The organism is Microbacterium sp. LMI1x-1-1.1, assembly GCF_040676205.1.
GTDB classification, from domain to species: domain Bacteria; phylum Actinomycetota; class Actinomycetes; order Actinomycetales; family Microbacteriaceae; genus Microbacterium; species Microbacterium aquilitoris.
Map to the genome: position 1 here is coordinate 871,382 of NZ_JBEGHM010000002.1, position 26,618 is coordinate 897,999.

27 protein-coding genes and 4 tRNA genes are annotated in these 26,618 nt (G+C 68.9%); 10 read left to right on the forward strand and 21 right to left on the reverse strand.

What is annotated here, in order from left to right:
- Window positions 1–23: 23 nt before the first annotated feature.
- The 9 genes from secF to pdxS all read right to left on the reverse strand — a co-directional run bounded on the left by secF (window position 24) and on the right by pdxS (window position 7,894).
- Window positions 24–1,013, reverse strand: coding sequence for a protein translocase subunit SecF (gene secF, locus MRBLMI1x_RS11950; RefSeq protein WP_028497396.1), 990 nt, complete (start codon window positions 1,011–1,013; stop codon window positions 24–26).
- Complete coding sequence (gene secD, locus MRBLMI1x_RS11955) at window positions 1,013–2,728, reverse strand: protein translocase subunit SecD (protein WP_018186723.1); 1,716 nt, start codon at window positions 2,726–2,728, stop codon at window positions 1,013–1,015. The genes secF and secD overlap by 1 nt, the downstream gene beginning before the upstream one ends.
- Before the next feature lie 39 nt (window positions 2,729–2,767).
- Window positions 2,768–3,217, reverse strand: a complete 450-nt coding sequence (locus MRBLMI1x_RS11960; RefSeq protein WP_018186722.1) for a preprotein translocase subunit YajC — start codon at window positions 3,215–3,217, stop codon at window positions 2,768–2,770.
- A gap of 76 nt (window positions 3,218–3,293) precedes the next feature.
- Window positions 3,294–4,325 (reverse strand): Holliday junction branch migration DNA helicase RuvB, encoded by a 1,032-nt coding sequence (gene ruvB / locus MRBLMI1x_RS11965; RefSeq protein WP_018186721.1) that lies wholly within the window; start codon window positions 4,323–4,325, stop codon window positions 3,294–3,296.
- Window positions 4,318–4,929, reverse strand: coding sequence for a Holliday junction branch migration protein RuvA (gene ruvA / locus MRBLMI1x_RS11970; RefSeq protein ID WP_018186720.1), 612 nt, complete (start codon window positions 4,927–4,929; stop codon window positions 4,318–4,320). Before ruvA ends, ruvB begins: the two co-directional genes overlap by 8 nt.
- Before the next feature lie 47 nt (window positions 4,930–4,976).
- Window positions 4,977–5,537, reverse strand: coding sequence for a crossover junction endodeoxyribonuclease RuvC (gene ruvC, locus MRBLMI1x_RS11975; RefSeq protein WP_018186719.1), 561 nt, complete (start codon window positions 5,535–5,537; stop codon window positions 4,977–4,979).
- Window positions 5,538–5,593: 56 nt separating this feature from the next.
- On the reverse strand, window positions 5,594–6,358 hold the full coding sequence (locus MRBLMI1x_RS11980; protein ID WP_363458975.1) for a YebC/PmpR family DNA-binding transcriptional regulator: 765 nt from the start codon (window positions 6,356–6,358) through the stop codon (window positions 5,594–5,596).
- A gap of 58 nt (window positions 6,359–6,416) precedes the next feature.
- Entirely contained in the window at window positions 6,417–7,007 is a 591-nt protein-coding gene (pdxT, locus tag MRBLMI1x_RS11985) for a pyridoxal 5'-phosphate synthase glutaminase subunit PdxT (protein ID WP_363458977.1), read from the reverse strand.
- A complete protein-coding gene (pdxS, locus tag MRBLMI1x_RS11990; protein ID WP_018186716.1) occupies window positions 7,004–7,894 on the reverse strand; it encodes a pyridoxal 5'-phosphate synthase lyase subunit PdxS in 891 nt (296 codons plus the stop codon). The genes pdxT and pdxS overlap by 4 nt, the downstream gene beginning before the upstream one ends.
- Window positions 7,895–7,934: 40 nt before the next feature.
- Between pdxS and MRBLMI1x_RS11995 the strand changes: the two genes are divergently transcribed.
- Window positions 7,935–9,287: an aminotransferase class I/II-fold pyridoxal phosphate-dependent enzyme gene (locus MRBLMI1x_RS11995; protein WP_363458979.1), complete on the forward strand. Its 1,353-nt coding sequence runs from the start codon at window positions 7,935–7,937 to the stop codon at window positions 9,285–9,287.
- On the forward strand, window positions 9,284–10,135 hold the full coding sequence (gene pdxY, locus MRBLMI1x_RS12000) for a pyridoxal kinase PdxY (RefSeq protein ID WP_363458981.1): 852 nt from the start codon (window positions 9,284–9,286) through the stop codon (window positions 10,133–10,135). Before MRBLMI1x_RS11995 ends, pdxY begins: the two co-directional genes overlap by 4 nt.
- A gap of 21 nt (window positions 10,136–10,156) precedes the next feature.
- On the opposite strand, the gene MRBLMI1x_RS12005 is transcribed toward pdxY, so the two are convergent.
- Both MRBLMI1x_RS12005 and thrS read right to left on the reverse strand, forming a co-directional pair.
- Window positions 10,157–10,708, reverse strand: a complete 552-nt coding sequence (locus tag MRBLMI1x_RS12005) for an HIT family protein (RefSeq protein WP_020097321.1) — start codon at window positions 10,706–10,708, stop codon at window positions 10,157–10,159.
- Entirely contained in the window at window positions 10,705–12,714 is a 2,010-nt protein-coding gene (gene thrS, locus MRBLMI1x_RS12010) for a threonine--tRNA ligase (protein ID WP_363458984.1), read from the reverse strand. The genes MRBLMI1x_RS12005 and thrS overlap by 4 nt, the downstream gene beginning before the upstream one ends.
- A 154-nt stretch (window positions 12,715–12,868) precedes the next feature.
- On the opposite strand from thrS, the gene MRBLMI1x_RS12015 reads away from it, so the two are divergent.
- Window positions 12,869–14,035, forward strand: coding sequence for an SLC13 family permease (locus MRBLMI1x_RS12015; protein WP_363458986.1), 1,167 nt, complete (start codon window positions 12,869–12,871; stop codon window positions 14,033–14,035).
- Window positions 14,036–14,058: 23 nt separating this feature from the next.
- On the opposite strand, the gene MRBLMI1x_RS12020 is transcribed toward MRBLMI1x_RS12015, so the two are convergent.
- Window positions 14,059–14,571: a glycine cleavage system protein R gene (locus MRBLMI1x_RS12020; RefSeq protein ID WP_018186710.1), complete on the reverse strand. Its 513-nt coding sequence runs from the start codon at window positions 14,569–14,571 to the stop codon at window positions 14,059–14,061.
- Between the two features lie 76 nt (window positions 14,572–14,647).
- Here MRBLMI1x_RS12020 and MRBLMI1x_RS12025 point away from each other — a divergent pair, with 76 nt between their 5' ends.
- Window positions 14,648–15,691: an NAD(P)-dependent alcohol dehydrogenase gene (locus MRBLMI1x_RS12025; RefSeq protein WP_336123614.1), complete on the forward strand. Its 1,044-nt coding sequence runs from the start codon at window positions 14,648–14,650 to the stop codon at window positions 15,689–15,691.
- A gap of 18 nt (window positions 15,692–15,709) precedes the next feature.
- Here the strand turns inward: MRBLMI1x_RS12025 and MRBLMI1x_RS12030 are convergent, their stop codons facing one another.
- Complete coding sequence (locus MRBLMI1x_RS12030; RefSeq protein ID WP_116229134.1) at window positions 15,710–16,060, reverse strand: YnfA family protein; 351 nt, start codon at window positions 16,058–16,060, stop codon at window positions 15,710–15,712.
- A gap of 135 nt (window positions 16,061–16,195) precedes the next feature.
- Between MRBLMI1x_RS12030 and MRBLMI1x_RS12035 the strand changes: the two genes are divergently transcribed.
- Window positions 16,196–16,504 (forward strand): hypothetical protein, encoded by a 309-nt coding sequence (locus MRBLMI1x_RS12035; RefSeq protein WP_363458989.1) that lies wholly within the window; start codon window positions 16,196–16,198, stop codon window positions 16,502–16,504.
- Window positions 16,505–16,575: 71 nt separating this feature from the next.
- On the opposite strand, the gene MRBLMI1x_RS12040 is transcribed toward MRBLMI1x_RS12035, so the two are convergent.
- The 3 genes from MRBLMI1x_RS12040 to MRBLMI1x_RS12050 form a co-directional block, all read right to left on the reverse strand.
- Window positions 16,576–16,647, reverse strand: a tRNA-Val gene (locus tag MRBLMI1x_RS12040).
- 24 nt (window positions 16,648–16,671) lie between these two features.
- Window positions 16,672–16,745: transfer RNA gene (locus MRBLMI1x_RS12045), tRNA-Cys, on the reverse strand.
- A gap of 55 nt (window positions 16,746–16,800) precedes the next feature.
- A tRNA-Gly gene (locus tag MRBLMI1x_RS12050) sits at window positions 16,801–16,872 on the reverse strand.
- 160 nt (window positions 16,873–17,032) lie between these two features.
- On the opposite strand from MRBLMI1x_RS12050, the gene MRBLMI1x_RS12055 reads away from it, so the two are divergent.
- Window positions 17,033–17,105: transfer RNA gene (locus MRBLMI1x_RS12055), tRNA-Val, on the forward strand.
- A gap of 45 nt (window positions 17,106–17,150) precedes the next feature.
- Here the strand turns inward: MRBLMI1x_RS12055 and MRBLMI1x_RS12060 are convergent.
- The 4 genes from MRBLMI1x_RS12060 to zapE all read right to left on the reverse strand — a co-directional run bounded on the left by MRBLMI1x_RS12060 (window position 17,151) and on the right by zapE (window position 21,570).
- On the reverse strand, window positions 17,151–17,621 hold the full coding sequence (locus MRBLMI1x_RS12060; protein WP_363458991.1) for a type II toxin-antitoxin system PemK/MazF family toxin: 471 nt from the start codon (window positions 17,619–17,621) through the stop codon (window positions 17,151–17,153).
- A gap of 32 nt (window positions 17,622–17,653) precedes the next feature.
- On the reverse strand, window positions 17,654–18,937 hold the full coding sequence (locus tag MRBLMI1x_RS12065; RefSeq protein WP_363458993.1) for an ABC transporter substrate-binding protein: 1,284 nt from the start codon (window positions 18,935–18,937) through the stop codon (window positions 17,654–17,656).
- A gap of 167 nt (window positions 18,938–19,104) precedes the next feature.
- Window positions 19,105–20,373: an ammonium transporter gene (locus MRBLMI1x_RS12070; RefSeq protein WP_020097330.1), complete on the reverse strand. Its 1,269-nt coding sequence runs from the start codon at window positions 20,371–20,373 to the stop codon at window positions 19,105–19,107.
- A gap of 165 nt (window positions 20,374–20,538) precedes the next feature.
- The gene (gene zapE, locus MRBLMI1x_RS12075; RefSeq protein ID WP_311870323.1) at window positions 20,539–21,570 is read right to left on the reverse strand and encodes a cell division protein ZapE; all 1,032 of its coding nucleotides are present in this window, start codon (window positions 21,568–21,570) and stop codon (window positions 20,539–20,541) included.
- Between the two features lie 54 nt (window positions 21,571–21,624).
- On the opposite strand from zapE, the gene MRBLMI1x_RS12080 reads away from it, so the two are divergent.
- Window positions 21,625–22,329, forward strand: coding sequence for a dihydrofolate reductase family protein (locus tag MRBLMI1x_RS12080; RefSeq protein WP_256335388.1), 705 nt, complete (start codon window positions 21,625–21,627; stop codon window positions 22,327–22,329).
- On the opposite strand, the gene MRBLMI1x_RS12085 is transcribed toward MRBLMI1x_RS12080, so the two are convergent.
- Complete coding sequence (locus tag MRBLMI1x_RS12085; protein WP_414685612.1) at window positions 22,301–23,539, reverse strand: alpha/beta hydrolase; 1,239 nt, start codon at window positions 23,537–23,539, stop codon at window positions 22,301–22,303. The genes MRBLMI1x_RS12080 and MRBLMI1x_RS12085 overlap by 29 nt on opposite strands.
- Before the next feature lie 25 nt (window positions 23,540–23,564).
- Here MRBLMI1x_RS12085 and MRBLMI1x_RS12090 point away from each other — a divergent pair, with 25 nt between their 5' ends.
- The 3 genes from MRBLMI1x_RS12090 to MRBLMI1x_RS12100 all read left to right on the forward strand — a co-directional run bounded on the left by MRBLMI1x_RS12090 (window position 23,565) and on the right by MRBLMI1x_RS12100 (window position 26,613).
- Window positions 23,565–24,146 (forward strand): DUF3000 domain-containing protein, encoded by a 582-nt coding sequence (locus MRBLMI1x_RS12090; protein WP_363458998.1) that lies wholly within the window; start codon window positions 23,565–23,567, stop codon window positions 24,144–24,146.
- A complete protein-coding gene (locus MRBLMI1x_RS12095) occupies window positions 24,139–25,335 on the forward strand; it encodes a ribonuclease D (protein WP_018186697.1) in 1,197 nt (398 codons plus the stop codon). The genes MRBLMI1x_RS12090 and MRBLMI1x_RS12095 overlap by 8 nt, the downstream gene beginning before the upstream one ends.
- A gap of 72 nt (window positions 25,336–25,407) precedes the next feature.
- Complete coding sequence (locus MRBLMI1x_RS12100; protein ID WP_336123609.1) at window positions 25,408–26,613, forward strand: thiolase family protein; 1,206 nt, start codon at window positions 25,408–25,410, stop codon at window positions 26,611–26,613.
- Window positions 26,614–26,618: the final 5 nt, after the last annotated feature.

Sequence of the window (26,618 nt, forward strand, 5' to 3'; positions counted from 1 at the left end):
TCCTACGCCCGCGCGCATCCGGCTCAGACCGCGGCGACGGCTGCCGAGCGAGCCTCCACGACACGCTGGTCGCGCGCCTTGAGGTCGGCCTCGTTCTCGCGCAGGAGCGAGTACAGCGGCGCGGCGACGAACAGCGTGGAGTATGCCGCGACGATCGTTCCGACGAAGATCGACAGCGAGATGTCGGTCAGAGTCTGAGCCCCGAGCCACAGGGCGCCGATGAAGAGGATCGCCCCCGTCGGCAGCACCGCCACGACGGTCGTGTTGATCGATCGGATGAGGGTCTGGTTCACGGCGAGGTTGACCGACTCGCCGAAGGTCCGACCGGACTTCTCACCGTCCTCGAAGGTATTCTCGCGGATCTTGTCGAAGACGACCGTGGTGTCGTACAGCGAGTAGGACAAGATCGTGAGGAAGCCGATCACGGCCGCGGGCGAGATCTCGAAGCCGAACAGCGCGTAGACGCCCACGGTGACGACGAGGACGTCGACCAGACCGATCATGGCGGCGACCGACATCTTGAAGGTACGGAAGTACAACGCGAGGATCACGAACGTCAGTACGAGGAAGATCGCCAGGCCCCAGAGGGATTGACGAGTCACGCTCTCCCCCCAGCTCGGCCCGATGAACGACGAGCTGACGCTCTTGTCCGACACCCCGTACGCCTCGACGAGAGCCGAGGTGACCTCGCGGGTCTCGATCTCACCCATCTGGTCGGTCTGGATGCGGAGGCTGTCGTCGCCGACCGTCGTGACGCGCGGCGCGGCGTCCGGGACGACCGACTGGACCGCCTTGGTCGCGAGCAGCTGGTCGGGCTTGGCGACGTCGTTGACGGTGAACTGCGATCCGCCGGTGAACTCGATCGAGAACTGGACCGGACGGAAGACCGGCACGAGCGCCGAACCGATCACGAGGATCGCCGCGATCAGGAACCAGAGACGGCGGCGGCCGACGAACGGGAAGGAGACCTTGCCCGTGTAGAGGTCGTTACCGAAATCACTCATGGAACGCATCAGTCGTTCCCCTCCCCTGCCGAGCGGTTGGTGCCGCTCTGCTCCGCGAGCTTGCGCTCAGCGATGGTCTGTCGGCGGACGGCTTCGCTGCGGGATCGCGACGAGCGCTTCTCGGCCTGGGACTTGCCGCCGGCGGCGACGGGCGCGCGGAACTGCGCACGACCACGGTAGACGGCACCGAGTGCGGTCGGATCGAGACCCGAGAGCGGGTGCCCCCCACCGAAGAAACGCGTCCGAGCGAGCAGCTGCATCACGGGGTGCGTGAAGAGCACGAAGATGAGCACGTCGATCACGGTGGTCAGACCCAGCGTGAAGGCGAAGCCCTTCACCGTCGAGTCGGCCAGGATGTACAGCACGACGGCGGCGAGGATGTTGATCGACTTCGAGATGTAGATCGTGCGCTTGGCGCGGTCCCAGCCGTCTTCGACGGCACCAGTGATCGACTTGCCGTCGCGGAGTTCGTCCCTAACGCGCTCGAAGTAGACGATGAACGAGTCGGCCGTGAAGCCGATCGTCACGATCAGGCCGGCCACACCCGCGAGGGAGAGTCGGAACCCCATCCGCCACGCGAGGATGCACAGGGTGATGTAGGTGAGGACGCCCATCACTGCGAGCGACGCGATGATGACCGAGCCGAGGGCACGGTAGACCGTCAGCGAGTAGATGGCGACCAGGGCGAGCCCGATGAGTCCGGCGACGAGACCGATGAGCAGCTGCTGCGATCCGAGCGTCGCCGAGATCGAGTTGCTGCTCTGGACCTCGAAGCTCAACGGAAGAGCGCCGTACTTGAGCTGATCCGCGAGCGTCTTCGAGGTCTCCTGGTCGAAGTTGCCGGTGATCTGCGGCTTGCCGTCGGTGATCACGGCGTTCATCGACGGAGCGGAGATGACCTCGCCGTCCAGGACGAAGGCGAACTGGTTCTGCGGCGACTGCAGGTTGAAGAGCCGCTGGCTGATGTCCCCGAAAGTCTTTGTGCCGGCCCCGTTGAAGACGATGTTGACGGCCCACTGGCCGTTTTGCGAGTTCAGACCGTTGGTCGCGTCGGAGATCGCGGAGCCGGTGAGCTCCACGGGTCCCAGGAGGTACTTGGCCGAACCGTCCGCGTCGCAGGTGATCAGTGGCTGGTCCGCGGGTTCCTGGGCCGGGTCGTTCGCGGGCTTCGCGCAGTCGTAGGCGAGGAACTCGGCCTGCACCTCTTCCGTCGCCCACGACAGGTCGCTGCCATTCGTCGGCGCCGGAGTGGGAGTCGCGTTCAGGGACGGACCGGGCGTCGGGTACGGGGTCTGCTTGCCGTCGTCACCGACGAACGTGTTGCTCGGGGCCGCCGTGTAGAGGACGGCCCGCAGCTGCATCTGCGCCGAACGGCCGATGCGGTCGCGCGTCTCCTCGTCGGCGATGCCCGGAAGCTGCACCACGATCTGGTTGCCCGCCTGCGTCGTGATGTCGGTCTCGCCGACACCCGAGGCATCCACACGCTGACGGATGATCGAGACCGCCTGCTGCATCTGATCCGCTGTGGGCTGAGCGCCTTCCCGGGTCTGCGCCTGCAGGATGATCTGCGTGCCGCCCTGGAGGTCGAGCGCCAACTCGGGCACCCACGAACTCTTCTCGAAGAGGATGACGCCCGCGGCGTTCACCCCGAAGAGCACGGCGGTCAGGGCGAGGAGTCCGATGAGTGCGCGCCAGGCGCGGCGGACGGGGGTGGATGAAGCCACGGAGGGAACTTTCTTCAGGGACCGCCGAAGCGGAGGAGATCAGGCCTTGGGCTTGTCGTCCGCGTCGGGAGTGCTGTCGACGGGACGCGAGTCGAGGATCGTCTCGTCGCGCGAGACGATGACGTCGTCACCGGCGACCTGCTCGTCCTCGTCGACGACTGGCTCCTCGTCCTCCACGATGCGGAGGATGGCCTGGCTGTGGACCTCGACGACCATGCCGGGAGCGAGCTCCACGTGAGCCGGCTTGGAGAGGTCGGTCGGGTCGTACTCGACGATCGTGCCGTAGAGCCCGCCCTGGAGCAGGACCTTGACGCCCGGGACCATCTGCTGAGCCTTCTGCTCCTGCTGCTCCTTCATCTTCTTCGCGCGGCGACGCGAGCTGACGAACATGAAGACCAGCAGAGCCGCCAGCAGGATGAGCAGGCCGTAGTCCATGAAGAAGTTTCCTCCGGTGGCCTGCTGGGTGTTCTGCTGGGAGAGAAGCAACATGGACGCGGGTCCGCCTTTCGGGAGGGCACGCCGCATCGATGCGGCGAAGAGGGTGGGAGGCCGGAGCCTTCAGCGATTATAGGTCATCGAGGGTCAGCGCCCCGTCGTGCCGGGGGATCCCCAGGTGGGCGTAGGCCTCGGGGGTCGCGACCCGCCCCCGGGGAGTGCGTCCCATGAACCCGATCCGGACGAGGTAGGGCTCGACGACCGACTCGATCGTGTCGGCTTCCTCCCCCACCGTGACGGCGAGGGTGTTCAGTCCCACGGGGCCGCCGCGGAAACGTCGCACGAGCGCGTCGAGCACCGCGCGGTCGAGGCGGTCGAGTCCGAGGTCGTCGACGTCGTAAAGCTCGAGGGCCGCCGAGACGTCGCCCGTGGTCGCCTGTGTCGACGAGCCGCCGTGGACGACGACGTAGTCGCGCACGCGGCGCAGCAGCCGGTTCGCGATGCGAGGGGTGCCGCGCGAGCGGCGGGCGATCTCCTCCCGGGATGCCGCGGGCACATCGACGTCGAGCATCACCGCCGAGCGGGCGATGACCTGCTCCAGCTCGACCGGCTCGTAGTACTCGAGGTGCGCGGTGAAGCCGAAGCGGTCGCGGAGGGGGTTGGGGAGCAGCCCGGAGCGGGTGGTCGCACCGACGAGGGTGAAGGGGGCGAGGTCGAGCGGGATGCTGGTCGCACCCGCTCCCTTTCCGACCATGATGTCGATGCGGAAGTCCTCCATCGCGAGGTACAGCATCTCCTCGGCGGAGCGCGCCATGCGGTGGATCTCGTCGATGAACAGCACCTCACCCGGCACGAGGCTCGACAGGAGGGCGGCGAGGTCGCCGGCGTGCTGGATCGCGGGACCGCTCGACATCCGGAGCGGCCGCTCGCTCTCGTGGGCGACGATCATCGCGAGAGTCGTCTTGCCCAGTCCGGGCGGGCCCGACAGGAGGATGTGGTCGGCGGGACGCTGTTGGATGCGGGCGGCATCCAACAGCAACTGCAGCTGTCCGCGCACCTTCATCTGCCCGATGAACTCCGCGAGCGAGCCGGGGCGGAGCGCACCCTCGACAGCGAGCTCGGTCTCGTTCTCGGGGAGGCGCTGGTCGCGGGGATCAGACACCGGAGCGCTCCGCACGGGCCGGGCCCAGCTGGGCGAGCGCGAGTTTGAGGAGTGCCGGTACCGACGCTCCGGCGGGCGCATCGGCGAGGACGTTCTCCGCCGTCTCGAGTGCGACGCGTTCGTTCCACCCGAGCGCCATGAGGGCCGCGGACACCTGCGCGCCCAGCCCCTGCGGAATCGGGGCGCCCGCGGCGGTGCGGGTGGGCGCCGTGAGCTTGCCGGCCAGCTGGACCACGATGAGCTTGGCGGTCTTCGGACCGATGCCCGAGACGCGACGGAACGGAGCGTCGTCCTCGTCGGCGACCGCCGTCGCGATCTGGTCGACAGTGAGGGACGAGAGAACACCGAGGGCGGACTTCGGACCCACGCCGGACACGCTGAGCAGATGCCCGAAGACGTCGAGCTCGGAGCGGTCCTCGAATCCGAAGAGCAGCATTGCGTCTTCGCGGACGATCATCGCCGTGTGGACGAAGACCTCGTCGCCCAGGTGCACCTGCCGTGCGTACTGAGCGGTGACGGCCACGGCGTATCCCACACCGTGCACGTCGATGACGGCGGAGTCGGGTTCGAGGTGGATCACGCGACCGCGCAGCGAGGAGATCATGCGACGAGCCTACGGGAGCGTTCGGACGTATGTTCGAGCGACACGCGTCAGCGTCGCGACGCCTTCTCGGCCTCAGCCCAGGCGCGCTGGGCCGGCGTCAGCGCCGCACCGACGGGGGCCGACGACCCGCGCCGCCAGGCATGGCACAGCGCGAGCGCCAGGGCATCCGCTGCGTCGGCCGGCTGCGGGAGAGCGTCCAGACGCAGCACGCGGGCGACCATCGTCTGGACCTGGAGTTTCTCGGCGTTCCCATATCCGGTGATCGCCGCCTTCACCTCCGACGGAGTGTGCGTCGCGGCGGGCAGCCCGTGCTCGGCCGCGAGGAGCAGGGCTATGCCGCTCGCCTGGGCGGTGCCCATCACCGTGCTCCGGTTCTGCTGCGCGAAGACCCGCTCGACGGCGACGACGTCGGGCCCGTGCTCGGCCAGGACCGCACGGATGCCGGCGGCGATCGTCGCGAGGCGCTGCTCGATCGGCGCCTCCGGCGAGGAGCGGACGACACCTACGTGGACGAGCGAGGCCGACCGGTCGGGGCGGACATCGACCACCCCGACGCCGCACCGGGTCAGGCCCGGGTCGATCCCGAGAACGCGAAGAGCGGATGCCACTCCCCCACGCTAGGCGGGAGGTGCAGCATCCGCTCGTCGGCGCGCCCGGTGAGGCTCTACTCTGACTCGTCGTCCTCGAGCTCGGCCTGCACCTCGGCCGTGAGGTCGAAGTTGGCGTAGACGTTCTGGACGTCTTCGCTGTCCTCGAGGGCATCGATGAGCCGGAAGACCTTGCGCGCCGTGTCGGCGTCGATCTCGACCTTGAGGTTCGGGACGAATTCGACATCCGCGGACTCGTACTCGATGCCCGCGTCCGTCAGCGCGGAGCGGACCGAGACGAGGTCGGATGCCTCGGTGACGACCTCGAAGCCCTCGGAGTGCGGCTCGATCTCCTCGGCGCCGGCCTCGAGGGCGGCCATCATGACGTCGTCCTCGGTCGTGCCCTCGCCGGAGACGACGATGACGCCCTTGCGGGCGAAGTTGTACGCGACCGAGCCGGGGTCGGCGAGCGTGCCGCCGTTGCGGGTGAGGGCGGTCCGGACCTCGGCGGCGGCGCGGTTCTTGTTGTCGGTCAGACACTCGACCATGAGTGCCACGCCGTTCGGGCCGTAGGCCTCGTACATGATCGAGGTGTACTCGACGGACTCGCCGCCGATGCCTGCGCCGCGCTTGATGGCGCGGTCGATGTTGTCCTTGGGGACCGACGTCTTCTTCGCCTTCAGGACGGCGTCGAACAGCGTCGGGTTGCCCTGCAGATCGGCGCCGCCGAGCTTGGCGGCGACCTCGATGTTCTTGATGAGCTTCGCCCACGACTTCGCGCGACGCGAGTCGATGACGGCCTTCTTGTGCTTGGTGGTCGCCCACTTGGAATGTCCGCTCATGGGACTCCTCTCGGAAAAAGCGCAGGGTCCAGTCTAGGACCGAGGCCGAGCCCCTTCGCTACGCGTCACGCGCGGCCTCCAGGAGGAGCTCGTGGAAGCGCCTCTCGCCGTCGAGCTCGGGGTGGAACGAGAGCCCCATCACGCCCCCCTGCCGGACCCCGACGACGCCGCCATCGGCGAGACGCGCGATCACCTCGGCCGACGGACCGACCTCGCTCACGATCGGCGCACGGATGAACGTGGCCTTCACGCGCGGGTCCCCCACCGCCGGAACCTCGAGATCGGTCTCGAACGACTCGGTCTGCGAGCCGAACGCGTTGCGTCGCACGGTCACGTCGAGCCCGCCGAACGTCTGCTGGCCCACGATGCCGTCCTCGAGCCGGTCCGCGAGAAGGATGAGGCCGGCACACGTGCCGAGGACCGGCATCCCGCCCGCGATCGCGGCACGCAGGGGCTCGCGCATCCCGAAGGCGCGGGAGAGCTTGTCGATCACGCTCGACTCACCACCGGGGAGGACGAGCGCGGACACCGCGGCGAGATCGCCGGGACGCCGGACCGAGAGGACGTCGGCACCCATGTCCGTGAGCACCCGGGAGTGCTCACGGACATCGCCCTGGAGGGCGAGGACGCCGATGCGAGGTCTCGTCACCAGCCCCGGTCCGCCAGCCGGTGCGGAGCGGGGAGATCGGACACGTTGATACCGACCATGGCCTCGCCGAGCCCCCGGGACACGTCCGCGACGACCTTCGGGTCGTCGAAGAAGGTCGTCGCCTTCACGATTGCGGCGGCGCGCTCGGCGGGGTTGCCGCTCTTGAAGATGCCGGACCCGACGAACACCCCGTCGGCCCCGAGCTGCATCATCATCGCCGCATCCGCGGGCGTCGCGACGCCACCGGCGACGAAGAGGACGACGGGGAGCGTGCCGGTCTCGGCGATCTCGGCAACGAGCTCATACGGCGCCTGCAGGTCCTTCGCGGCGACGTAGAGCTGATCCTTCGACAGCGCCGACAGGGCGGCGATCTCACCGCGGATCTTGCGGATGTGCTTCATGGCCTCCGACACGTCGCCCGTGCCGGCCTCCCCCTTGGAGCGGATCATCGCCGCTCCCTCGGTGATCCGCCGCAGTGCCTCGCCGAGGTTCGTCGCACCGCAGACGAAGGGCACGGTGTAGCCCCACTTGTCGATGTGGTTCACGTAGTCGGCGGGTGAGAGGACCTCGGACTCGTCGATGTAGTCGACGCCGAGCTCCTGCAGCACCTGAGCCTCGACGAAGTGTCCGATACGCGCCTTGGCCATCACGGGGATCGAGACGGACGCGATGATGTCGTCGATGAGATCGGGGTCGCTCATCCGTGCGACGCCGCCCTGGGCGCGGATGTCGGCCGGTACGCGCTCGAGCGCCATGACGGCGACGGCGCCGGCGTCCTCGGCGATCTTGGCCTGGTCGGCGGTGACGACGTCCATGATGACGCCGCCCTTGAGCATCTCGGCGAGGCCGCGCTTGACGCGCGCCGTTCCGGTCGAATTCGTTGGCATAGGCCAAAAGTTAGCATGACCCGGACATAGACTCGACGGCATGACGAACGATGTCCTGGCGATCAGCGGCGACACCGCTGCGGAGATCGCGGACAGTATCCGTTCCCTCATCGACCGCGGCGATCTCGCCCCGGGCGCTGCGCTGCCGCCGGTTCGCGCGCTCGCCGACACGATCGGCGTCAACCGGAACACGGTCGTCGCGGCGTACCGCCACCTCGCCGCCGCGGGCGCCGTCGAGACGGCCGGCCGAGCCGGAACCCGCGTGGCGCCGCGCGCGGACCCCGCCCAAGAAGGGTTCGCCGCCGACACGGTCCTCCGCGACATCGCGACCGGGAACCCCGATCCGACCCTCATCCCCGACCCCTCCCTCGCCCTGTCGAGCCTCGCCGGTCGCCCCATCCTCTACGGAGAGCCGACGATCGACCCGGACCTCGAAGCGTGGGCAGCCCGGTGGATCGAGAACGACCTGCCGGGCCGCGACGACCTCCGGCTGACGATCACCGGCGGCGCCGTCGACGCCCTCGAGCGGCTGTTCGCCGACGCCCTCACCCGCGACGACGGAGTCGGACTCGAAGACCCCTGTTTCCTGTCGGCACTGCGGACCGTGAAGATCGGCGGCTACCGGCCCGTCGCCATCCCCGTCGACGACCACGGGATGACGGTGGTCGGCCTCCAGGCCGCGCTCGACGCGGGCGTCCGCGCCATCGTCTGCACGCCTCGGGCGCAGAACCCCACGGGCGTGAGCCTGACCGCCGAGCGGGCGGCGGAGCTCCGCGCCGTGCTGGCGCGGCATCCGTACGTTCTGGTCATCGAGGACGACCACTTCTCGATGCTCTCGCGGGAGCCGTACCACTCGATCATCGGCCCAGACCATCGTCGGTGGGCCCTGATCCGGTCGGTCTCGAAGTTCCTCGGGCCGGACATGTGCCTGGCCGTGACCGCGAGCGACCGCGACACGGCGGAGCGACTGGCTCGGCGGCTCAGCCCCGGGTCGACGTGGGTGAGCCATCTCCTGCAGCGCCTCGCCGTCACCCTGGTGTCCGACGACGAGGTCATGGCAGGGGTCGAACGCGCGGCTCAGCACTACCGATCGCGCAACGAGGCGTTCGCCGACCAACTGACGCGCCAGGGTGTCCCCACGACGGCGGGCGACGGCCTCAGCCTGTGGGTGCGCGTCCCGGCTCCCGCCCGCGCCGTCGCCGAGCAGCTGATGCGACGCGGCTGGCTCGCTCGACCCGGCGACGAATTCGTCCTCGCCGACGACGACGCCCGTCGCCGCCTGCGCCTCACCGTCCACGACCTGTCCGACACCGACCTCGCGCGGCTCGCCGCCAACGTCGCCGCCTCGGCGCGAGCGATCGCGCCCTCACCGGAAGCGAGTACCGCCCCGTGAAGATCCTCTCCATCCAGTCCGCCGTCGCGTACGGCCACGTCGGAAACTCCGCCGCCGTGTTCCCGCTGCAGCGCATCGGCGTCGAGGTCTACCCGGTCTACACCGTCAACTTCTCGAACCACACCGGGTACGGCACCTGGCGCGGCCCGCTCATCAGCCCGCAGGACGTCGCCGACGTCATCACCGGCATCGAGGAACGCGGCGCCTTCGGCGAGATCGACGCGGTCCTCTCTGGCTACCAGGGCGGCGAGGGGATCGGCGACGTCATCCTCGACGCCGTCGCGCGCGTCAAGGCCGCCAATCCGAACGCGATCTACGCCTGCGACCCCGTCATGGGCAACGCGAAGAGCGGATGCTTCGTGGCCCCCGCCATCCCGGTCCTCCTGCGCGAGCGGGTCGTCCCCGCCGCCGACCTGATCACGCCGAACCAGTTCGAGCTCGGCTTCCTCACCGGGACCGACCCGGCCGATCTCGAGTCGACCCTCGCCTCCGTGGACGCGGCGCGTGCCCTGGGACCGTCGACCGTGCTCGTGACGAGCGTCGAGCGGCCCGAGCGCCCCGAGGGGACGATCGAGATGCTCGCCGTGACGGATGACGGCGCCTGGATCGTCCGCACCCCCCACATCCCGATGAAGGCGAACGGCTCCGGCGACGTGACCGCCGCCCTGTTCACCGCCCACTTCCGTGAGAGCGGGAACGCCGCCGACGCGCTCGCGAGGACCACCTCGAGCGTGTTCGACCTTCTGCAGAACACCTACGACGCCGGCACGCGCGAACTGCAGCTCGTCGAGTCGCAGGAGGCGTACGCGCACCCGCGGATGCAGTTCGAGGTCACTCAGGTCCGGTGACCACCGCGGGCGGCGGGCTCGTCAGAGGACAGGCCAGCCGTCCGCCACCGACTGGCGGACCTCGCCGAGCAGCTGGGGAAGCGCCTTCGTCTTCGCGATGATCGGGAAGAAGTTCGCGTCCGTCGCCCAGCGGGGGACGACGTGCTGGTGCAGGTGCGCCGCGACGCCCGCACCGGCGACCTCGCCCTGGTTCATCCCGAGGTTGAAGCCGTCGCAGTTCGCGACCTTCCGCAGCACCCGCATGGCCACCTGGGTCAGCGCGCCGATCTCGGCGACCTCCTCGGGCGTCGCCTCGTCGTACGTGCCGAAGTGGCGGTACGGGCACACGAGCAGGTGACCGGAGTTGTACGGGAACAGGTTCAGCAGGACGTACGCCGTCTCGCCGCGGGCGACGATGAGCCCCTCCTCGTCCGACTTGCCGGGTGCGGCGCAGAACGGGCAGTCGTGCTTGAGGGGTTCCGGTCCCGCCTGGATGTAGGCCATCCGATGCGGGGTCCAGAGTCGCTGGAACTCGTCCGGCACACCCGCGAGAGCGGATGCCGGTTCCGCACGACCCTCGTCGGGGTCGCTCATACGAGGTCCTCGGCCGTGTTCACGAGAAGACGACCCGAGATCGCCGCGACGATCTTGTCGATCGCCTCGTCCACCGGGATGCCGTTGGTCTGCGACCCGTCGCGGAACCGGAACGACACCGTGCCCCCGGAACGGTCCTGCTCGCCCGCGATGAGCTGCAGGGGGACCTTCTGGGTCGTGTGGGTGCGGATCTTCTTCGGCATGCGGTCGTCGGAGTGGTCGACTTCGGCGCGGACGCCCACCGCGCGCAGGCGCGCGACGATCTCGTCGAGGTACGGACCGTACTCCTCGGCGACGGGGATGCCGACGACCTGCACGGGGGCGAGCCATACCGGGAAGGCCCCGGCGTAGTGCTCGAGGAGGATCGCGAAGAAGCGCTCGATCGAGCCGAACAGCGCGCGGTGGATCATGACCGGACGGTGCTTCTCACCGTCGGGGCCGGTGTACTCGAGCTCGAACCGCTCTGGCTGGTTGAAGTCGAGCTGGATCGTCGACATCTGCCAGGTGCGCCCGATCGCGTCACGCGCCTGGACCGAGATCTTCGGACCGTAGAACGCCGCCCCGCCCGGGTCGGGCACGAGCTCCAGACCGGAGCCCTCGGCGACCTCGCGGAGGGTCCGCGTCGCCTCGTCCCACAGGCGGTCGTCGCCGATGAACTTGGGGTTCCCCTCCTCCTTCGTCGACAGTTCGAGGTAGAAGTCGTTCAGCCCGTAGTCGCGCAGGGTCTGCAGCACGAAGGCGAGGCTGTGCTCGAGTTCGCCCTTGACCTGGTCGGCGGTCACGTAGATGTGGGTGTCGTCCTGCGTCATCCCCCGCACCCGGGTGAGTCCTGCGAGCGTGCCGCTCTTCTCGTACCGGTAGACCGAGCCGAACTCGCTGAGCCGCAGCGGCAGCTCGCGGTAGCTGCGTCCGCGCGAGCGGAAGATCAGGTTGTGGAACGGGCAGTTCATGGGCTTGAGGTAGTACTCCTGGCCCTCGCGTGAGACGTGGCCGTCGGCATCCACCACCTCGTCGAGCACCATCGGGGGGTACATGCCGTCGGCGTACCACTGCAGGTGGCCGCTCGTCATGAACAGATCGCCCTTGGTGATGTGGGGCGTGTTCACGACCTGGTATCCGTTGGCGAGGAGACTCTCGCGCATGTAGCGCTCGATCTCGTACCGGATGATGCCGCCCTTGGGGTGGAAGACCGACAGGCCGGGCCCGATCTCCTCGGGGAACGAGAAGAGGTCCAGGTCCTTGCCGAGCTTGCGGTGATCGCGCTTGGCGGCCTCCTCGAGACGCTGCTGGTAGGCGCGCAGCTCGTCCTTCGTGGGCCACGCGGTGCCGTAGATGCGCTGCAGCTGCGGGTTCTTCTCGCTGCCGCGCCAGTAGGCGCCGGCGACGCGGGTGAGGTCCCAGCCGTTGCCGGCGACACGGGTGCTCGGCACGTGGGGCCCGCGGCAGAGGTCCTTCCACGCGGTCTCGCCGTCGCGGGTGACGTTGTCGTAGATGGTCAGCTCGCCGGCGCCGACCTCGACCGAGGCGCCCTCGGCGGCTTCCTGCGACCCGCCCTTAAGCCCGATGAGCTCGAGCTTGAACGGCTCGTCGGCGAGTTCGGTGCGGGCCTCGTCATCGGTCACCACACGGCGGACGAAGCGCTGCCCTTCGCGGACGATGCGCTCCATCTCCTTCTTGATGGCCTTCAGGTCTTCGGGCGTGAACGGCTCGTCGACGCCGAAGTCGTAGTAGAAGCCGTCCGTTATCGGCGGACCGATCCCGAGGTTCGCCTGCGGGCGGACGCGCTGCACCGCCTGGGCGAGGATGTGGGCCGTCGAGTGGCGCAGGATGTTCAGCCCATCGGGGCTCGACACCGTCACGGGCTCGACGCCGTCCAGAGAGTCGACGACCGTCGCGAGGTCCTTCAGCTCGCCGCGGACACGAAGGGCGACGACGGAACGGTCGGGGAACAGGGCGAAACCGTCGGCAGGAAGGTCGACATCCGCCGGGGCGATCAGATCAGACAAGGGAGGATCTCCAGGAAGTGGCTCGGATCAGAGTAGTCAGCTTCGAGCGCACGACGCGCTCCGCCCGCTCAGGCCCGCGGCGTTCGCGTACCGGCGAGGTGGGATGACCGGCCGTTCTGCATCCTGCGAGTCTACTGGGCGGCGGACAGGGGCGATGATGGATGCCGTGAAGCTCGCTCTCGCGGGACTCGTCCTGCTCCTGGGGGCGATCGCCGCCCTCGTCACCGGGGTCCTCCCCCTCGCCGACCTCGGCGACGTCGCCGAACGCGTCCTACCGATCCTCGCGTTCGTCGTGGCAGTCACGATCGTCGCAGAGCTCGCCGCGAAGGCCGGCGTCTTCGACGTCACGGCGTCGTGGCTCGCTCGCCTGTCGCGGGGACGCACGGCGCTCCTCTGGGTGCTCGTCGTCGTGCTCGCCGTCGTGACCACGGCGTTCCTCTCCCTCGACACGACAGCCGTGCTCCTGACGCCCGTCGTCATCGCCGTCGCCCGCGCGAACGGTCTGCCCCCACTGCCGTTCGCGCTCACCACCGTCTGGCTCGCCAACACCGCCTCCCTCGTGCTCCCGGTGTCGAACCTGACGAACCTTCTCGCCCTGGCACGGATGCCGGGGGCCGCCGACCCTGCCTCGTTCGTCCTCCTTCTGGGGCCGTCCGCCGCGGTCGCGATCCTCGTGACCGTCGGGTTGCTCTGGTCGTTCCACCGCCGGTCGCTGGTCGGGATCTTCACGGTGGCGGCGCCGCCGCGGGTGAGCGACAGGGTGCAGCTGGTCGCGGCATCCATCGTCGTCCTGGCACTGCTCCCCCTGCTGGTCAGCGGTATCGAGCCATGGATCCCGGCGACGGGCGCAGCCGTCGCGCTGCTCGTCCTTTTCGCCTGGCGTTCGCCGCGGGCCCTCGGCATCCGCTTGGTGCCGTGGTCGCTGCTGGTCTTCGCCGCCGGCCTCTTCTCCGCCGTCGCGGCGCTCGAGGCGTGGGGTTCCGGCCAGCTCGCCACGGCGCTCGCAGGCTCGGGGTCGGAGCCCCTCGACCTCCTGCGCATGTCGGGAACCGCGCTCGTCACAGCGAATGGGCTCGACAACCTGCCCGCGTACCTGCTCCTCGAGACGACGGCAGACACGCCGGAACGTCTTGCGGCGCTGCTGATCGGAGTGAACGCGGGCCCCCTGATCACCCCGTGGGCCTCGCTCGCGACACTTCTGTGGCATCAACGGCTCGTCGCCGCAGACGTCCACCTGCCGTGGCGTCGGTTCATCCTCTGGGGTCTCGTCGCCGCGCCGCTCGTCGTGGCCGCAGCCACGGTGCCGCTCCTGTTCCGCTGACCCCGCGCCGCGGGCGCCCGGGGTCAGGCGACGGTGAGGTCGACCTGGATCTCGCCCGCGAGCTCCTCGAGCGCGGTGGTCACCGGGGCGGCGTCCGCTCCAGCCGGGAGACGGAACGCGACAGTCGCCTCGAAGAGCGTCCCACCGGCCATCGGCGCGTCGAGCGTGCGACTGCGGAACGTGTCGATGCTGAGAGTGTGAGCGGCGATCGCGGCGGTGACGTCGCGGACGATGCCGGGACGGTCATTGCCGAGGACCGTCACCTCGAGGGAGCGCTCGACGGCGTCAGCGGACGCGATGGCCCGGCCGCCGTGGACGGTGACGCGCAGCATCCCGTCGAGCCCCTCGAGAGCCGCGACCAGGTCGGCTTCGCGGTCATCGTCGATCGTGACGAGGACGATGCCGGCGAACGCGCCGGCGAGTTCGGCGAGCTCGCTGCGCTCCCAGTTGCCGCCGACGGCGGACACCTGCTCGGCGAGGGCGTTGACGAGTCCCGGACGGTCGTCGCCGACCACAGTGAGCACGAGGTGGGCCATGGCCGGATCCTATCGTCCCGGCTGCGCGGGCGCAGGGCCGTGCGCGCGGGGGATCCGCAGGCGTAGCGTGCGGAGCATGAAGGCACTCCAGTACACGCGCATCGGTTCCCACCCTGAAGTCGTCGAGATCGAGAAGCCCTCTCCCGGACCCGGTCAGGTCCTCCTGAAGGTCACCGCCGCGGGCGTCTGCCACTCGGACGAGTTCGTCATGAGTCTGAGCGAGGAGGAGTACACCGCCGCCGGGTATCCGCTCCCGCTCACCCTCGGGCATGAGGGCGCGGGCATCGTCGAGGAGCTCGGCGAGGGCGTCGAACACCTCCAGGTCGGCGACGCGGTCGCCGTATACGGGCCCTGGGGTTGCGGTCGTTGCCGCAATTGCGCTCAGGGCAAGGAGAACTACTGCACGAACGCGCAGGCCGAAGGGATCATGCCTCCGGGTCTCGGCGCGCCCGGTTCGATGGCGGAGTACATGATCGTCGACAGCGCACGTCACCTCGTGCCGCTGGGCGACCTCGATCCCGTGCAGAACGTGTCACTGACGGATGCCGGTCTGACGCCCTACCACGCGATCAAGACGTCCCTGCCGAAGCTCGGCGCCGGGACGACCGCGGTCGTCATCGGAACGGGCGGGCTGGGCCACGTCGCGATCCAGATCCTCCGTGCCGTCTCGGCGGCGACGGTGATCGCGCTGGACGTCACCGACGAGAAACTCGAGCTGGCACGGGAGGTGGGCGCGCACCACACCGTGATCAGCGACGAGAACGCGGTCGATCGGATCCGCGAACTCACCGACGGCCTGGGAGCGAACGCCGTCTTCGACTTCGTCGGCGCCGAGCCCACGATCGCGACCGCCGTCGCGGCGGCGGCGCTCGACGCGGACGTCACGATCGTCGGGATCGGCGGCGGAACAGCGCACGTCGGCTTCGGTTCCATCGCCTACGACGCGGCTCTCCGCATCCCCTACTGGGGGTCGCGCAGCGAGCTGATCGAGGTGCTCGACCTCGCTCGTTCCGGGCAGGTCGGCGTCGAAATCCAGCGGTACTCGCTCGACGACGGACCGAAGGCATACGAGGCCCTCGCCGCGGGAACGGTCCGCGGCCGCGCGGTCATCGTCCCATGAGGCGACCCGGGTTCGCGGTCACGCCTCTCCTGCGTCGGTGACGACGGGAGCCAGGATGATGATCGCGGCCCCCACCAGGGCGATCGCCGACCCGACGTAATCCCAGAGCGTCGGACGGAACCCGTCGACCACGATTCCCCAGGCGAGTGAACCTGCGATAAAGACGCCGCCGTAGGCCGCGAGGACTCGACCGAAGTTCGCATCCGGCTGGAACGCGGCGACGAACCCATACGCCCCGAGTGCGACGATGCCCAGGAGCGCGAACCACCAGCCGCGGTTCTCGCGTACGGCCTGCCAGATCAGCCAGGCTCCGCCGATCTCGGCGAGGGCGGCAACGACGAAGAGGGCGACGATCCGGGCGGTGGTCATGGGGTCAGTCTGTCAGCGAGGGATCCCCCGGTGTGACACGGCCGCGCCGGACACGGGAACGGCTGATCGGATGGCACAATGACAGAGGAGACCGCAGCTCCGCCCTCTCTGTACGCCTAGACCTGGGTCGGTTCCATGGGACTCCTCTCTTACAACGCCACCACTCGATTCGACATCGACGACCGCACCCTCGTGCACCTCGAAGCCGTGATCTACGCGAAGCTCCGCCGAGGTGAGGCGTTCCTGTTCACGTGGTCGCGAGCAGCGGGAGAAGGCACCGGGCGCACGACCGTCTGGATGAACCGCGCGGCGCGTCTCGAGTTCCGGCGCCGCCACGACACCCGCATCCCGCTGAATCAGGACTGGGTCGCGCGGCTGATGACCCTGGCGAACTCGCCTGCCGGCCTGCACGAGCTGCCGGAGTCCGACGAGACCGCCGGCTGACGGCGCGGGGCGCGCGATCGCGCGCCCTGTCGGCGCAACAAAAAACCCCCGGATAACCGGGGGTTTGTCTGTGCGCGATACTGGGATCGAACCAGTGACCTCTTCCGTGTCAGGGAAGCGCGCTACCGCTGCGCCAATCGCGCCTGTGAAGGCTGTTGAGTTGTGAGTGGAGGTGGCGACGGGATTCGAACCCGTGTGGACGGCTTTGCAGGCCGCTGCCTAGCCACTCGGCCACGCCACCGTGTGTGGTTTGACCCACGTGACGTGATCTCCCCGGAGGAAGATCCCCACACTCGAGCGGATGACGAGATTCGAACTCGCGACCCTCACCTTGGCAAGGTGATGCGCTACCACTGCGCTACATCCGCATTTCGTTCCGGATCGCTCCGGCACTCGTTAAACATTAGACGATTCCCGCGCCAGCGCAAAACCGGCGCCGCCCCGCGCGTGTCTCGCCGTCACGGCGCGGGCCGGTTCGGTCGGGGCCGCGGCATCCGGTATGCTCGGTCATCGGCCCGAGTGTCATTCGGGCGATTGGCGCAGTTGGTAGCGCGCTTCCTTCACACGGAAGAGGTCGTCGGTTCGAGTCCGGCATCGCCCACCGAGAAGCCCCCGGATTTCCGGGGGCTTTCGTCGTTCTCAGGCCTCAGACGGACCAGCCGTACCGGGCCTTCAGCGCTGCGGCGACCTGATCGAAGCGGCGACGGTCCAGGGCCGCTCCCTCGCGCCGCATCGCAACCGGCGGGACGCTGTAGAGGTGGCCGAGGTCTACCCATGACGGGCGGCCGGAGGCATCCCACTCCCCCGATCCGAGCGCCAGATGCTCTCCATCACGGTCGTGGGGTTTGCTCGTCAGGCGGACCGCGTACAGCCGGTCACGACCGTGCTGCCCGATGACGAGGACCGGACGATCCTTGCCACGCCCGTCAGCTTCGTCGAACGGAACCCAGGTCCAAACGATCTCACCCGCGTCGGGATCCCCGTCCGACTCCGGGCGATAGCTGATGCGGAGGTCCCGCACGTCGCCGGGCATCACACGCACGGTTCCGGCGGGCCGGGTCGTGTCAGGCGAGGACCGGAACAAGCGGACGAGGGCGGAGATCAGACGGGATGCCACGCCGTCACCCTAGCCCTCGTCCGCGGGTCCGGTCAGTTGTTGAGGATCACGTCCGCCTCGGCGAAGAACTCGTCCACCGCGGCATCCACCGACTTCGTTCCGAGCCCGAGTTCCTTGCCCAGATCCCAGAACTTCTGCTCGAGCGAGCCGTATCCCACGACCGCCGGCGGCGGGGCGTCGCCGATCCGGTCGGAGACCGACTCGATGTAGTCCGCGACCTGCTGATCGGGCCCTTCGAGCTTCGTGCCCTCCAGCTTGCTGCTGGATGCCGGGAAGCCAAGGGTCGTGCCGAAGATCTCCCCCGCCTCCGGGCTGTTGACGACGTAGTCGAGGAAGATCGCGGCGGCCTCGGGGTGCTTCGTCCGCGAGGAGATCGCGACCTGCAGACCGCCCTGGCGGTAGAGGTCCTTCGCCCCGGCATCCGTCGTCGGCGGAGCCACGATCGCGATGGACGACGCACCCGAATCGGCCAGGTACCCGCCGAGGAAGTTGCTCCAGCTCATCTCACTGAGCGTCCGGGTCGAGCCGAAGCCCGAGATGGGACTGATCTCCTCGAGCTGCTGCTGGGGAATGGTGATCCCGTCGCGCAGCGGCGCTCCGGACTCCCAGAATGTCGCCAACTCGTCCTTCGTGAAGCCGAGCTCACCGTCGTCGGTGTACAGCGCCTTCCCCGCGGCGCGAAGCTGCAGCTCGAACACCTGGATGCGCTGCGTGTAATCGGTCCCGCCGAAGGGGTCGCCGCCGGTCTTCTCTGTCACCTCGGCGAGCCAGTCATCGAACTCCTCGAACGACGAGCCCGCCGCCGGGAGCTCGAGACCCGCCTTCTTCAAGAGGTCCTCGTTCACGAAGTTCGCCCAGAGGCTGTAACCGGTCGGGAGGGAGTACTGCGTGCCGTCCAATCGGCCCGTGCCGAGCAGGCTGTCGTCGAACGTCGTGACATCGATCTGATCGGCCACCTCGTTCAGATCGAGGATCGCACCACTCTCGCCGTACTGGCGCAGGTAGCTGTCCGAGAACTGGAAGACGTCCGGGAGACTGCCGCTCGCTGCCTCGACCTGCCGCTGCTCCCAGTAGCTCGGGAAGTCCGTGAACGTCGTCTTGATCGTGATGTTCGGGTGCTCTTCGTTGAAGGCCTCGATGAGCTTCGCGTAGCGAGCCGCACGGTCGTCGTTGCCCCACCACGCGAAATCGAGGGAGACCTTCTCATCAGGGTCGAACGAACCGCCCGACTGAGACGTGGCAGGGGTGCAGCCGACCAGCGAGATAGCGAAAACGGCTGCGGCCGCCCAGGCGGCGGTCGTACGGATGCGGGACATCGTCGTCCTTTCTCGTCCTTCGTTGGACGGAGACAGTGTGGAAAGCGCTTCCCGCTCAACGTAGGGCAGCCGGCCGAGAACGCACAAGCAGAAAATGAAACGTGTCACGAACGACGACGAAGGGCGCCGCGGGTAATCCCGCGACGCCCTCCGTGTGTTGTGACGGCTCAGACCTTGGCGTCCTCCAGGACGTAGCCGGCCTCACCGTGCACGATCGTGTCGATACCGGCGATCTCGTCCTCGTTCTTGACGCGGAAGCCGATCGTCTTCTCGATCGCGAAGCCGATGATGAAGGCGAGCACGAAGGAGTAGATCAGCACGGCGAAGGCCGCGATCGCCTGGACGATCAGCTGCGAAGCGTCTCCGCCCATGAAGAGCCCCGTGCCGCGGGCGAAGAACCCGAGGTACAGCGTTCCGATCAGACCACCGACGAGGTGGATGCCGACCACGTCGAGCGAGTCGTCGAAACCGAGCTTGAACTTCAGCTCGATCGCGAGGGCGCAGACGGCACCGGTGATGATGCCGAGGACGATGGCCCAGATGGGGTCCAGCGAACCGCAGGCGGGGGTGATGGCAACCAGACCTGCGACGGCACCCGAGGCGGCACCGACTGACGTCGGCTTGCCGTCCTTGATCTTCTCGACGACGAGCCACCCGAGCAGCGCCGCGGCCGGAGCGGCGATCGTGTTCACGAAGGCGAGCGCAGCGGTGTTGTCGGCCGCGAGCTCGGACCCGGCGTTGAAGCCGAACCAACCGAACCACAGGAGGCCGGCGCCGAGGAGGACGAACGGCGGGTTGTGGGGGACGTGGACGCCCTTCTGGAAGCCGACGCGCTTGCCGAGGACGAGCGCGAGGGCGAGAGCCGCCGCACCGGCGTTGATGTGGACCGCGGTGCCGCCGGCGAAGTCGATGACGCCGACGCCGAAGACGTCCTGGAGACCGTGGGTGATCCAGCCGCCGTACTCGAACGATCCGTCGTCAGCGAGACCGAAGTTGAAGACCCAGCTGGCAACCGGGAAGTAGACGACGGTCGCCCAGACACCCGCGAAGATCATCCACGCACCGAACTTGGCCCGATCGGCGATCGCGCCAGAGACCAGAGCGACGGTGATGATGGCGAACGTCGCCTGGAAGGCGATGAATGCCAGCTCGGGGTAGCTTGCCCCGTCAGCGAGCTCCAGTGCGTTGCTCAGGCCTATCGCTCCGCCATCGATGGCCCACGGGAAGACCGTTCCCGACTCGCCCGGGAACGCGATGGCGTAGCCGTAGAGCACCCACAGGACGCCGATGAGGCCGAGTGCGCCGAAGGACATCATCATCATGCTGATGACGCTCTTCGCCTTGACGAGGCCGCCGTAGAAGAACGCGAGACCTGGGGTCATCAGCAGGACTAGTGCGGCCGCGATGAGTATGAATGCGGTGTTGCCTTGATCCATCTCGAAGGGAACCTCTCTGCAGGGACGCAGGTGTAGCGTCGGGTGCCCCCAGTGTCGAGGTCCGCGGTTTCGCCCGGAGGCGCGTCCGTGTTTCGCGCCGGTTACGAGGGTGGCGACGAGGTAAACATCAGGTTTCCCGGCACTCCGAGAAGAACGTGACGCTGCTTACGAGTGGGTGAGAGCGACCAGTCGCGAGACGGCGCGGAGGTACTTCTTGCGGTACCCGCCCGCGAGCATGTCCTCGCGGAACACCGAATCCAGGGCCACGCCTGTCGCGCGGATCGGGATCTGCGCGTCGTAGGCCCGGTCGACGAACGCCACGAACCGGAGCGCGGCAGCCTGATCATCGAAACCGACCACGTTCCGCAGACCGATCGCTCCGATGCCCTCGATGAGGCGGATGTAGCGCGACGGGTGCACCGACGCCAGGTGACCGATGAACGCGCTGAAGTCGTCATCGGAGACAAGGGCGGATGCCGCGGCATCCGTCATCGCGCTCTCGTAGGCGGCGTCGTCGAGGACCACGGCGTGACCGTCGACGGCACGCTGCCGGTAGTCGGTGCCGTCGATGCGGATCGTCTGGAAGTGCTCGGACATCGCCTGGATCTCGCGGAGGAAGTCCTGCGCGGCGAAACGCCCTTCACCGAGGGCGTTCGGCGGTGTGTTCGAGGTCGCGGCGAGCTTCGTGCCGGTCGGCACCAGCTCGGCGATCAGTCGGGTCATCACCATCGTGTCGCCCGGGTCGTCGAGCTCGAACTCGTCGATGCAGAGGAGGTCGGCGCCGCGGAACAGCTCGACCGTCTTCTGATATCCCAACGCGCCGACGAGGGCGGTGTACTCGATGAACGAGCCGAAGTACTTCCGACGGGCCGGCATCGCGTGGTAGATCGCGGCGAGGAGGTGGGTCTTGCCGACGCCGAACCCACCGTCGAGGTAGACGCCGGGCTTCATCGGAGCCTCGCGCTTGGCCCGGCGGAAGAACCCGCCGCGGGCCGCGGGGGCCCCGCGGCCCGAGCTGAACACCTCGAGCAGGTCCTTCGCCCCCTGCTGAGACGGGTAGGACTCGTCGGCACGGTAGGTCGCGAAGGTCGCGTGATCGAACTGCGGAGGCGGTACGAGTGCGGCGACCATCTCGGCTCCGCTCACCTTCGGATCGCGTTCGCTCAGATGAGTGGTTCCGGAGGAGGTGACAGGCACCCGTCAAGCCTAGTCACCCGGGCAGGCGCCCTCGCCGCGTGCGAGGATGGCCGGGTGTGGGTCACAGAGGTGTTGCCGTCATCCGGGGAGCGAGTGGATGCCGCGAGTCCGGACGGCCGTCGCTGGATCGCCGATCGGTACGCGCCCGCTCAGGAGAACTGGGTCCGGCTCAACATGATCACGTCCCTGACGGGATCCGCGGTCGGGCCCGACGGCACGAGCGACACGCTCACCAACCGCGCTGACCGGGCGATCCTGGGCGTCATCCGCGCCAGCGCCGATGCGATCATCGTCGGCGCCGAGACCGTGCGGGCAGAGGGCTACCTGCTCCCCCGTCGCTCGCGACTGGCGGTGATCACCGGCTCCGGAGACCTTGCCGGTCACCGCCTCGACCCGGATCCGGACGGCCCCGACGACCAGGTGCTGCTCGTCATGCCCGAGGGCGCGGAGCCGCCCCCGGCTGCCCACGGTGTCACCGTGGTGCCCGTCGCGGCGAGCGAGGGACGGATGTCGGCCACCGGCATCCTGTCATCGCTCATCGAGCGAGGGCTGCGGCACATCGTGTGCGAGGGCGGCCCCACCCTGGCGGCCCAGTTCGCAGCGGACGACCTGATCGACGAGTACTGCGTCACCGCCGCGCCGCATCTGGTTCCCACGGCCGGGCCGTTCCTGCCCCTTCGTCGACCGATCGATACGTGGCCGGCCGGCGTCCTCGTCGACGACGACGGCTTCAGCTACCTGCGGCTCCGGCGACGCTGAGCCCTCGCGCGTCGAGCCATTCGCGGATGCGGCTCGTCCAGCGCTCCTCGTCGTAGTTCCACAGCTTCGTGTGGCGGGCACCCTCGAACTCCTCGAGCTCGATGAGGTCGGGGCGCAGGTCGCGGAGATCCCGCGAAGCCTGCGCGGGGACGAAGTCGTCTCCGTCGCTGTGCAGGATCAGCGTCGGCGTCACGAGATCTCGGGCCTGGGCGAGAACGTCGAGACGGTCCCAGGAGATCGGGTCGGCGGCGCCGGTCAGCGGGGACGCCCACCGACGAGTCAGAGCATCGAGGGCCACTCGGGTCAGCGGACGAGGGATGCCGCTGAGGGCCGCGTGGTGGCTGAGCACTTGGCGCCAGTCCACGACGGGGGAATCGAGGACGACCCCGCCGATCAGGTCGCGGTGAGCGGAGTTGACCGCGAGCTGCATCGCGATGGCGCCGCCCATGGACCACCCGACCAACACGATGCGTCGGGCTCCGGCCCGACGGGCGTAGCCGATCGCGCGATCGACGTCGCGCCACTCCGTCGCCCCGAGGGCCGACGTGCCCCCTCTGCTCCGGGGAGCGTCGGGGTCGTTCCGGTAGGAGGCCAGGATCGATGTGATCCCCGCCGCATGGAACAGCGGCACGCCACGCAGCGTCTCGGCGCGCGTCGTGCCTCGACCGTGGATGTGGACCGCCCACACGTCTTCGGTTGGGGCGGCATCCTCGGACGCAGCGCCGGGGAACACCCACGCAGGACAGACGCCGAGCGCTGTTCCGACCTCCACGCGCTCGAAGGGGAGGTGGAGCTCGGCGGGGTCGGAGAAGTACCACCCGCTGAAGGCGGCGGCCGATGCCAGACTGTCGGACTCGTCGATCTGGGTCAGCAGCTTGCGCGTCACCGTCTCGCCGCGTGCGGAGAGCACCGTGCCGAGCTTGATGTAGCTCTGCGTCCCGGTTGTGAAGAGGCCGTAGCGGCCCGGGAGGACCGTGTCGTCCGAGCGCGAGAGGGTGATCGTCTGCGCCGCGGTGTCGACGTCGATGATCGTCGTGTCGGGGACGCGTGCCGACGGGGTCACCACTCTCCGGGCGACGCCTCCGGCGAGGAGCGCCAGAAGCCCCGTCGCACTCACGAACGCGGTCGCGAGTGCGACCACCGTGCCTCGGAGGGCGATGACGGTTCCTTGCCGGGCGACGTCGGGAGCGGCGCGCCTGGAAGCCATCATGGTGCCCTCACTCTAGTCTGTCGCCGTGACCGAACCTCCGTCCGCGACGCCGGATTTCCCCGCCGTCAGCGACGAGCTCCGCGCGCTGGGCTTCCGCGACGACTTCGTGGTGCGCGAGATCGCCGCCCCCTCCTCGCTGGCTCCCGATGCCATCGCGTTCGCCGGTGACGTGCGTCCCGACGACGACGGCGAATCCCCTTACGGCACCGGACGCATCGTGATCCTCCACGACGCGTCCGAACCGGATGCCTGGGGCGGACCGTGGCGGATCGTCTGCTTCGCGCAGGCACCGCTCGAACCCGAGATCGGCACCGACCCCCTTCTGGCCGACGTAGCCTGGTCTTGGCTGGTCGACGCCCTCGCCGCACGTGGAGCGACGTTCCACGCGGCATCCGGCACAGCGACGAAGACCCTCTCGAAGGGATTCGGAACGCTGGCCGCGGAGGGCGACGGCGCGCAGATCGAGCTCCGCGCTTCGTGGTCCCCCGAGGGGGACCTCGCCAGTCATATGGATGCCTGGGGTGAGTTGGTCTGCATGTTGGCAGGCCTCCCCCCGGGCTCGGAGAACATCGCCGTGTTCGGCGGGCAGCGGAGTACACGTGGCTGAATACGAGGTCATCGCCGATCAGGAGACGGCGGCGGCCGCAGCGTCGCGCCTGGCGGCCGGGCACGGTCCGGTCGCGGTCGACGTGGAGCGGGCGTCCGGGTTCCGGTACTCGCAGCGCGCCTATCTCATCCAGGTCTACCGTCGCGGGAGCGAGGTCTATCTCTTCGATCCGCCCGCGATCGGCGACCTGTCGGCGCTGCAGGCAGCGATCGGCGACGAAGAGTGGGTGCTCCACGCCGCGAGCCAGGATCTGCCGTCCCTCCGCGAGGCAGGTCTCGAGCCGCCCCGGATCTTCGACACGGAGCTCGCCGCCCGGCTTCTCGGCCATGAACGCGTCGGCCTCGGCGCCGTGGTGGAGCAGACGCTCGGGATCACCCTCGCCAAGGCGCACTCCGCTGCGGACTGGTCGACGCGCCCTCTGCCCCAGGGATGGCTGGAGTACGCGGCCCTCGACGTGCTGCACCTCATCGATGTGCGCGATGCCCTCGCAGCTGAGCTCGACGAGCAGGAGAAGACCGGATTCGCCCAGGAGGAGTTCGAGGCCGTCCGCACGCGCGCACCCAAGCCCGCACGCGAGGAGCCGTGGCGTCGTCTCAGCGGACTGCACACCGTCCGCGGTCGTCGCGCCCTGGCGGTAGCCCGTGCCCTCTGGACGGCGCGCGAGGAGTATGCGCGGGAGGAGGATGTGTCTCCGGGCCGTTTGGTTCCCGACCGCTCCCTCGTCGCCGCCGTCATCGCCGACCCCGCGACGAAACAGGACCTCGCACGGGTCAAGGAGTTCACGGGTCGCGCGAGCCGCAATCAGCTGGATCGCTGGTGGGCGGCCATCGAGGCGGGACGGGCCGACCCCGCGCTCCCCTCCGAGCGCGGCCCGGGTGACGGGATGCCCCCGCCGCGCGCGTGGGCGGACCGCAACCCCGCCGCGGACGCACGTCTGAAGGCCGCCAAACCTGTCGTCGAGGCGCGCGCCGAAGAGCTGCACATGCCGACCGAGAACCTCCTGACGCCCGATCTCCTGCGTCGGGTCGCGTGGAATCCTCCCGCGGAGATCACCGCGGAATCAGTAGGTGAGGCCCTCCTCACCCTCGGCGCCCGGACCTGGCAGATTGAACAGACCGCACAGGTGATCGCCGCCGCCTTTGTGGATTCCGTGCAGAGCCCCGACGAACCGTCCGAACCCGCTTCGTAGGTTCGAACCAACCGATTTTCACGGTCGGAGCGCCTCTCTAGGCTGGGTGGGAACCCAATCTTTGGAGGCAATGTGGCCGAGCTTTCGGACGTCTATTTCGTCGACGGAATGCGCACCCCGTTCGGGCGTGCCGGCGAAAAGGGCATGTATTGGAACACCCGCGCCGATGACCTCGCCGTCAAGGCGACGATCGGTCTGATGGAGCGGAACCCCGGCGTTCCCGCCGAGCGCGTCGACGATGTCGCGATCGCCGCCACCAGCCAGACCGGCGAGCAGGGGCTGACGCTCGGCCGATCGGTCGCGATCCTCGCAGGCCTCCCCCAGACGGTCCCCGGCTTCGCCATCGACCGCATGTGCGCCGGCGCCATGACGAGCGTGACCACCATGGCGGCATCCATCGGTGTCGGGATGTACGACGTCGCCCTCGCCGGCGGCGTCGAGCACATGGGGCACTACCCGATCGGCGGCAACGCCGACCCGAACCCGCGCTTCGTCGCAGAGAAGATGGTCGACCCCGGCGCGCTGAACATGGGCGTCACGGCCGAGCGCATCTTCGACCGCTACCCGCAGCTCACCAAGGAGCGCTCCGACCGCTTCGGCATGCTCAGCCAGCACAAGGCGCAGGCCGCCTACGAGGCCGGCAAGTTCCAGCCCGATCTGGTCTCCGTCGCGGTGAAGGATGCCGCAGGCGCATGGGGACTCGCGACCGAGGACGAGGGGCGTCGTCCGCAGACGACGATGGCTGACCTCGCCGCGCTGAAGACGCCGTTCCGTCCGCACGGACGGGTCACGGCCGGCACCTCGTCGCCGCTCACCGACGGGGCGACGATGTCGCTGCTCGCCGGCAGCAGTGCCGTCAAGGAGCTGGGGCTCGCCCCCAAGATGCGGCTCGTCTCGTTCGCGTTCGCGGGCGTGCAGCCCGAGATCATGGGCATCGGCCCCATCCCCTCGACGGAGAAGGCCCTGAAGAAGGCGGGCCTGACGATCGACGACATCGGCCTCTTCGAACTGAACGAGGCGTTCGCCGTCCAGGTCATCTCGCTCCTCGACCACTTCGGCATCGCCGACGACGACCCGCGGGTCAACCCGTGGGGCGGTGCCATCGCGCTCGGGCACCCGCTCGCGGCATCCGGCGTCCGCCTCATGATCCAGCTGGCGGCCCACTTCGCCGAGCGCCCCGACGTGCGTTACGGCCTCACGGCCATGTGCGTGGGACTCGGCCAGGGCGGCTCCGTCATCTGGGAGAACCCGCACTACAACGGCAAGAAGAAGAAGTGAGGCCG

Excerpts from the sequence above, each read along its gene's own strand:
- secF (WP_028497396.1), bottom strand. The coding sequence starts at position 1,013 with ATGCGTTCCATGAGTGATTTCGGTAACGACCTCTACACGGGCAAGGTC.
- MRBLMI1x_RS11960 (WP_018186722.1), bottom strand. The coding sequence starts at position 3,217 with ATGTTGCTTCTCTCCCAGCAGAACACCCAGCAGGCCACCGGAGGAAAC.
- ruvA (WP_018186720.1), bottom strand. The coding sequence starts at position 4,929 with ATGATCTCCTCGCTGCGCGGTCGCGTGATCCACCTCGAACCCGACTCC.
- MRBLMI1x_RS11980 (WP_363458975.1), bottom strand. The coding sequence starts at position 6,358 with ATGAGCGGACATTCCAAGTGGGCGACCACCAAGCACAAGAAGGCCGTC.
- pdxS (WP_018186716.1), bottom strand. The coding sequence starts at position 7,894 with ATGCCAACGAATTCGACCGGAACGGCGCGCGTCAAGCGCGGCCTCGCC.
- MRBLMI1x_RS11995 (WP_363458979.1), top strand. The coding sequence starts at position 7,935 with ATGACGAACGATGTCCTGGCGATCAGCGGCGACACCGCTGCGGAGATC.
- MRBLMI1x_RS12005 (WP_020097321.1), bottom strand. The coding sequence starts at position 10,708 with ATGAGCGACCCCGACGAGGGTCGTGCGGAACCGGCATCCGCTCTCGCG.
- MRBLMI1x_RS12015 (WP_363458986.1), top strand. The coding sequence starts at position 12,869 with ATGATGGATGCCGTGAAGCTCGCTCTCGCGGGACTCGTCCTGCTCCTG.
- MRBLMI1x_RS12020 (WP_018186710.1), bottom strand. The coding sequence starts at position 14,571 with ATGGCCCACCTCGTGCTCACTGTGGTCGGCGACGACCGTCCGGGACTC.
- MRBLMI1x_RS12025 (WP_336123614.1), top strand. The coding sequence starts at position 14,648 with ATGAAGGCACTCCAGTACACGCGCATCGGTTCCCACCCTGAAGTCGTC.
- MRBLMI1x_RS12030 (WP_116229134.1), bottom strand. The coding sequence starts at position 16,060 with ATGACCACCGCCCGGATCGTCGCCCTCTTCGTCGTTGCCGCCCTCGCC.
- MRBLMI1x_RS12035 (WP_363458989.1), top strand. The coding sequence starts at position 16,196 with ATGGGACTCCTCTCTTACAACGCCACCACTCGATTCGACATCGACGAC.
- MRBLMI1x_RS12065 (WP_363458993.1), bottom strand. The coding sequence starts at position 18,937 with ATGTCCCGCATCCGTACGACCGCCGCCTGGGCGGCCGCAGCCGTTTTC.
- MRBLMI1x_RS12070 (WP_020097330.1), bottom strand. The coding sequence starts at position 20,373 with ATGGATCAAGGCAACACCGCATTCATACTCATCGCGGCCGCACTAGTC.
- MRBLMI1x_RS12085 (WP_414685612.1), bottom strand. The coding sequence starts at position 23,539 with ATGATGGCTTCCAGGCGCGCCGCTCCCGACGTCGCCCGGCAAGGAACC.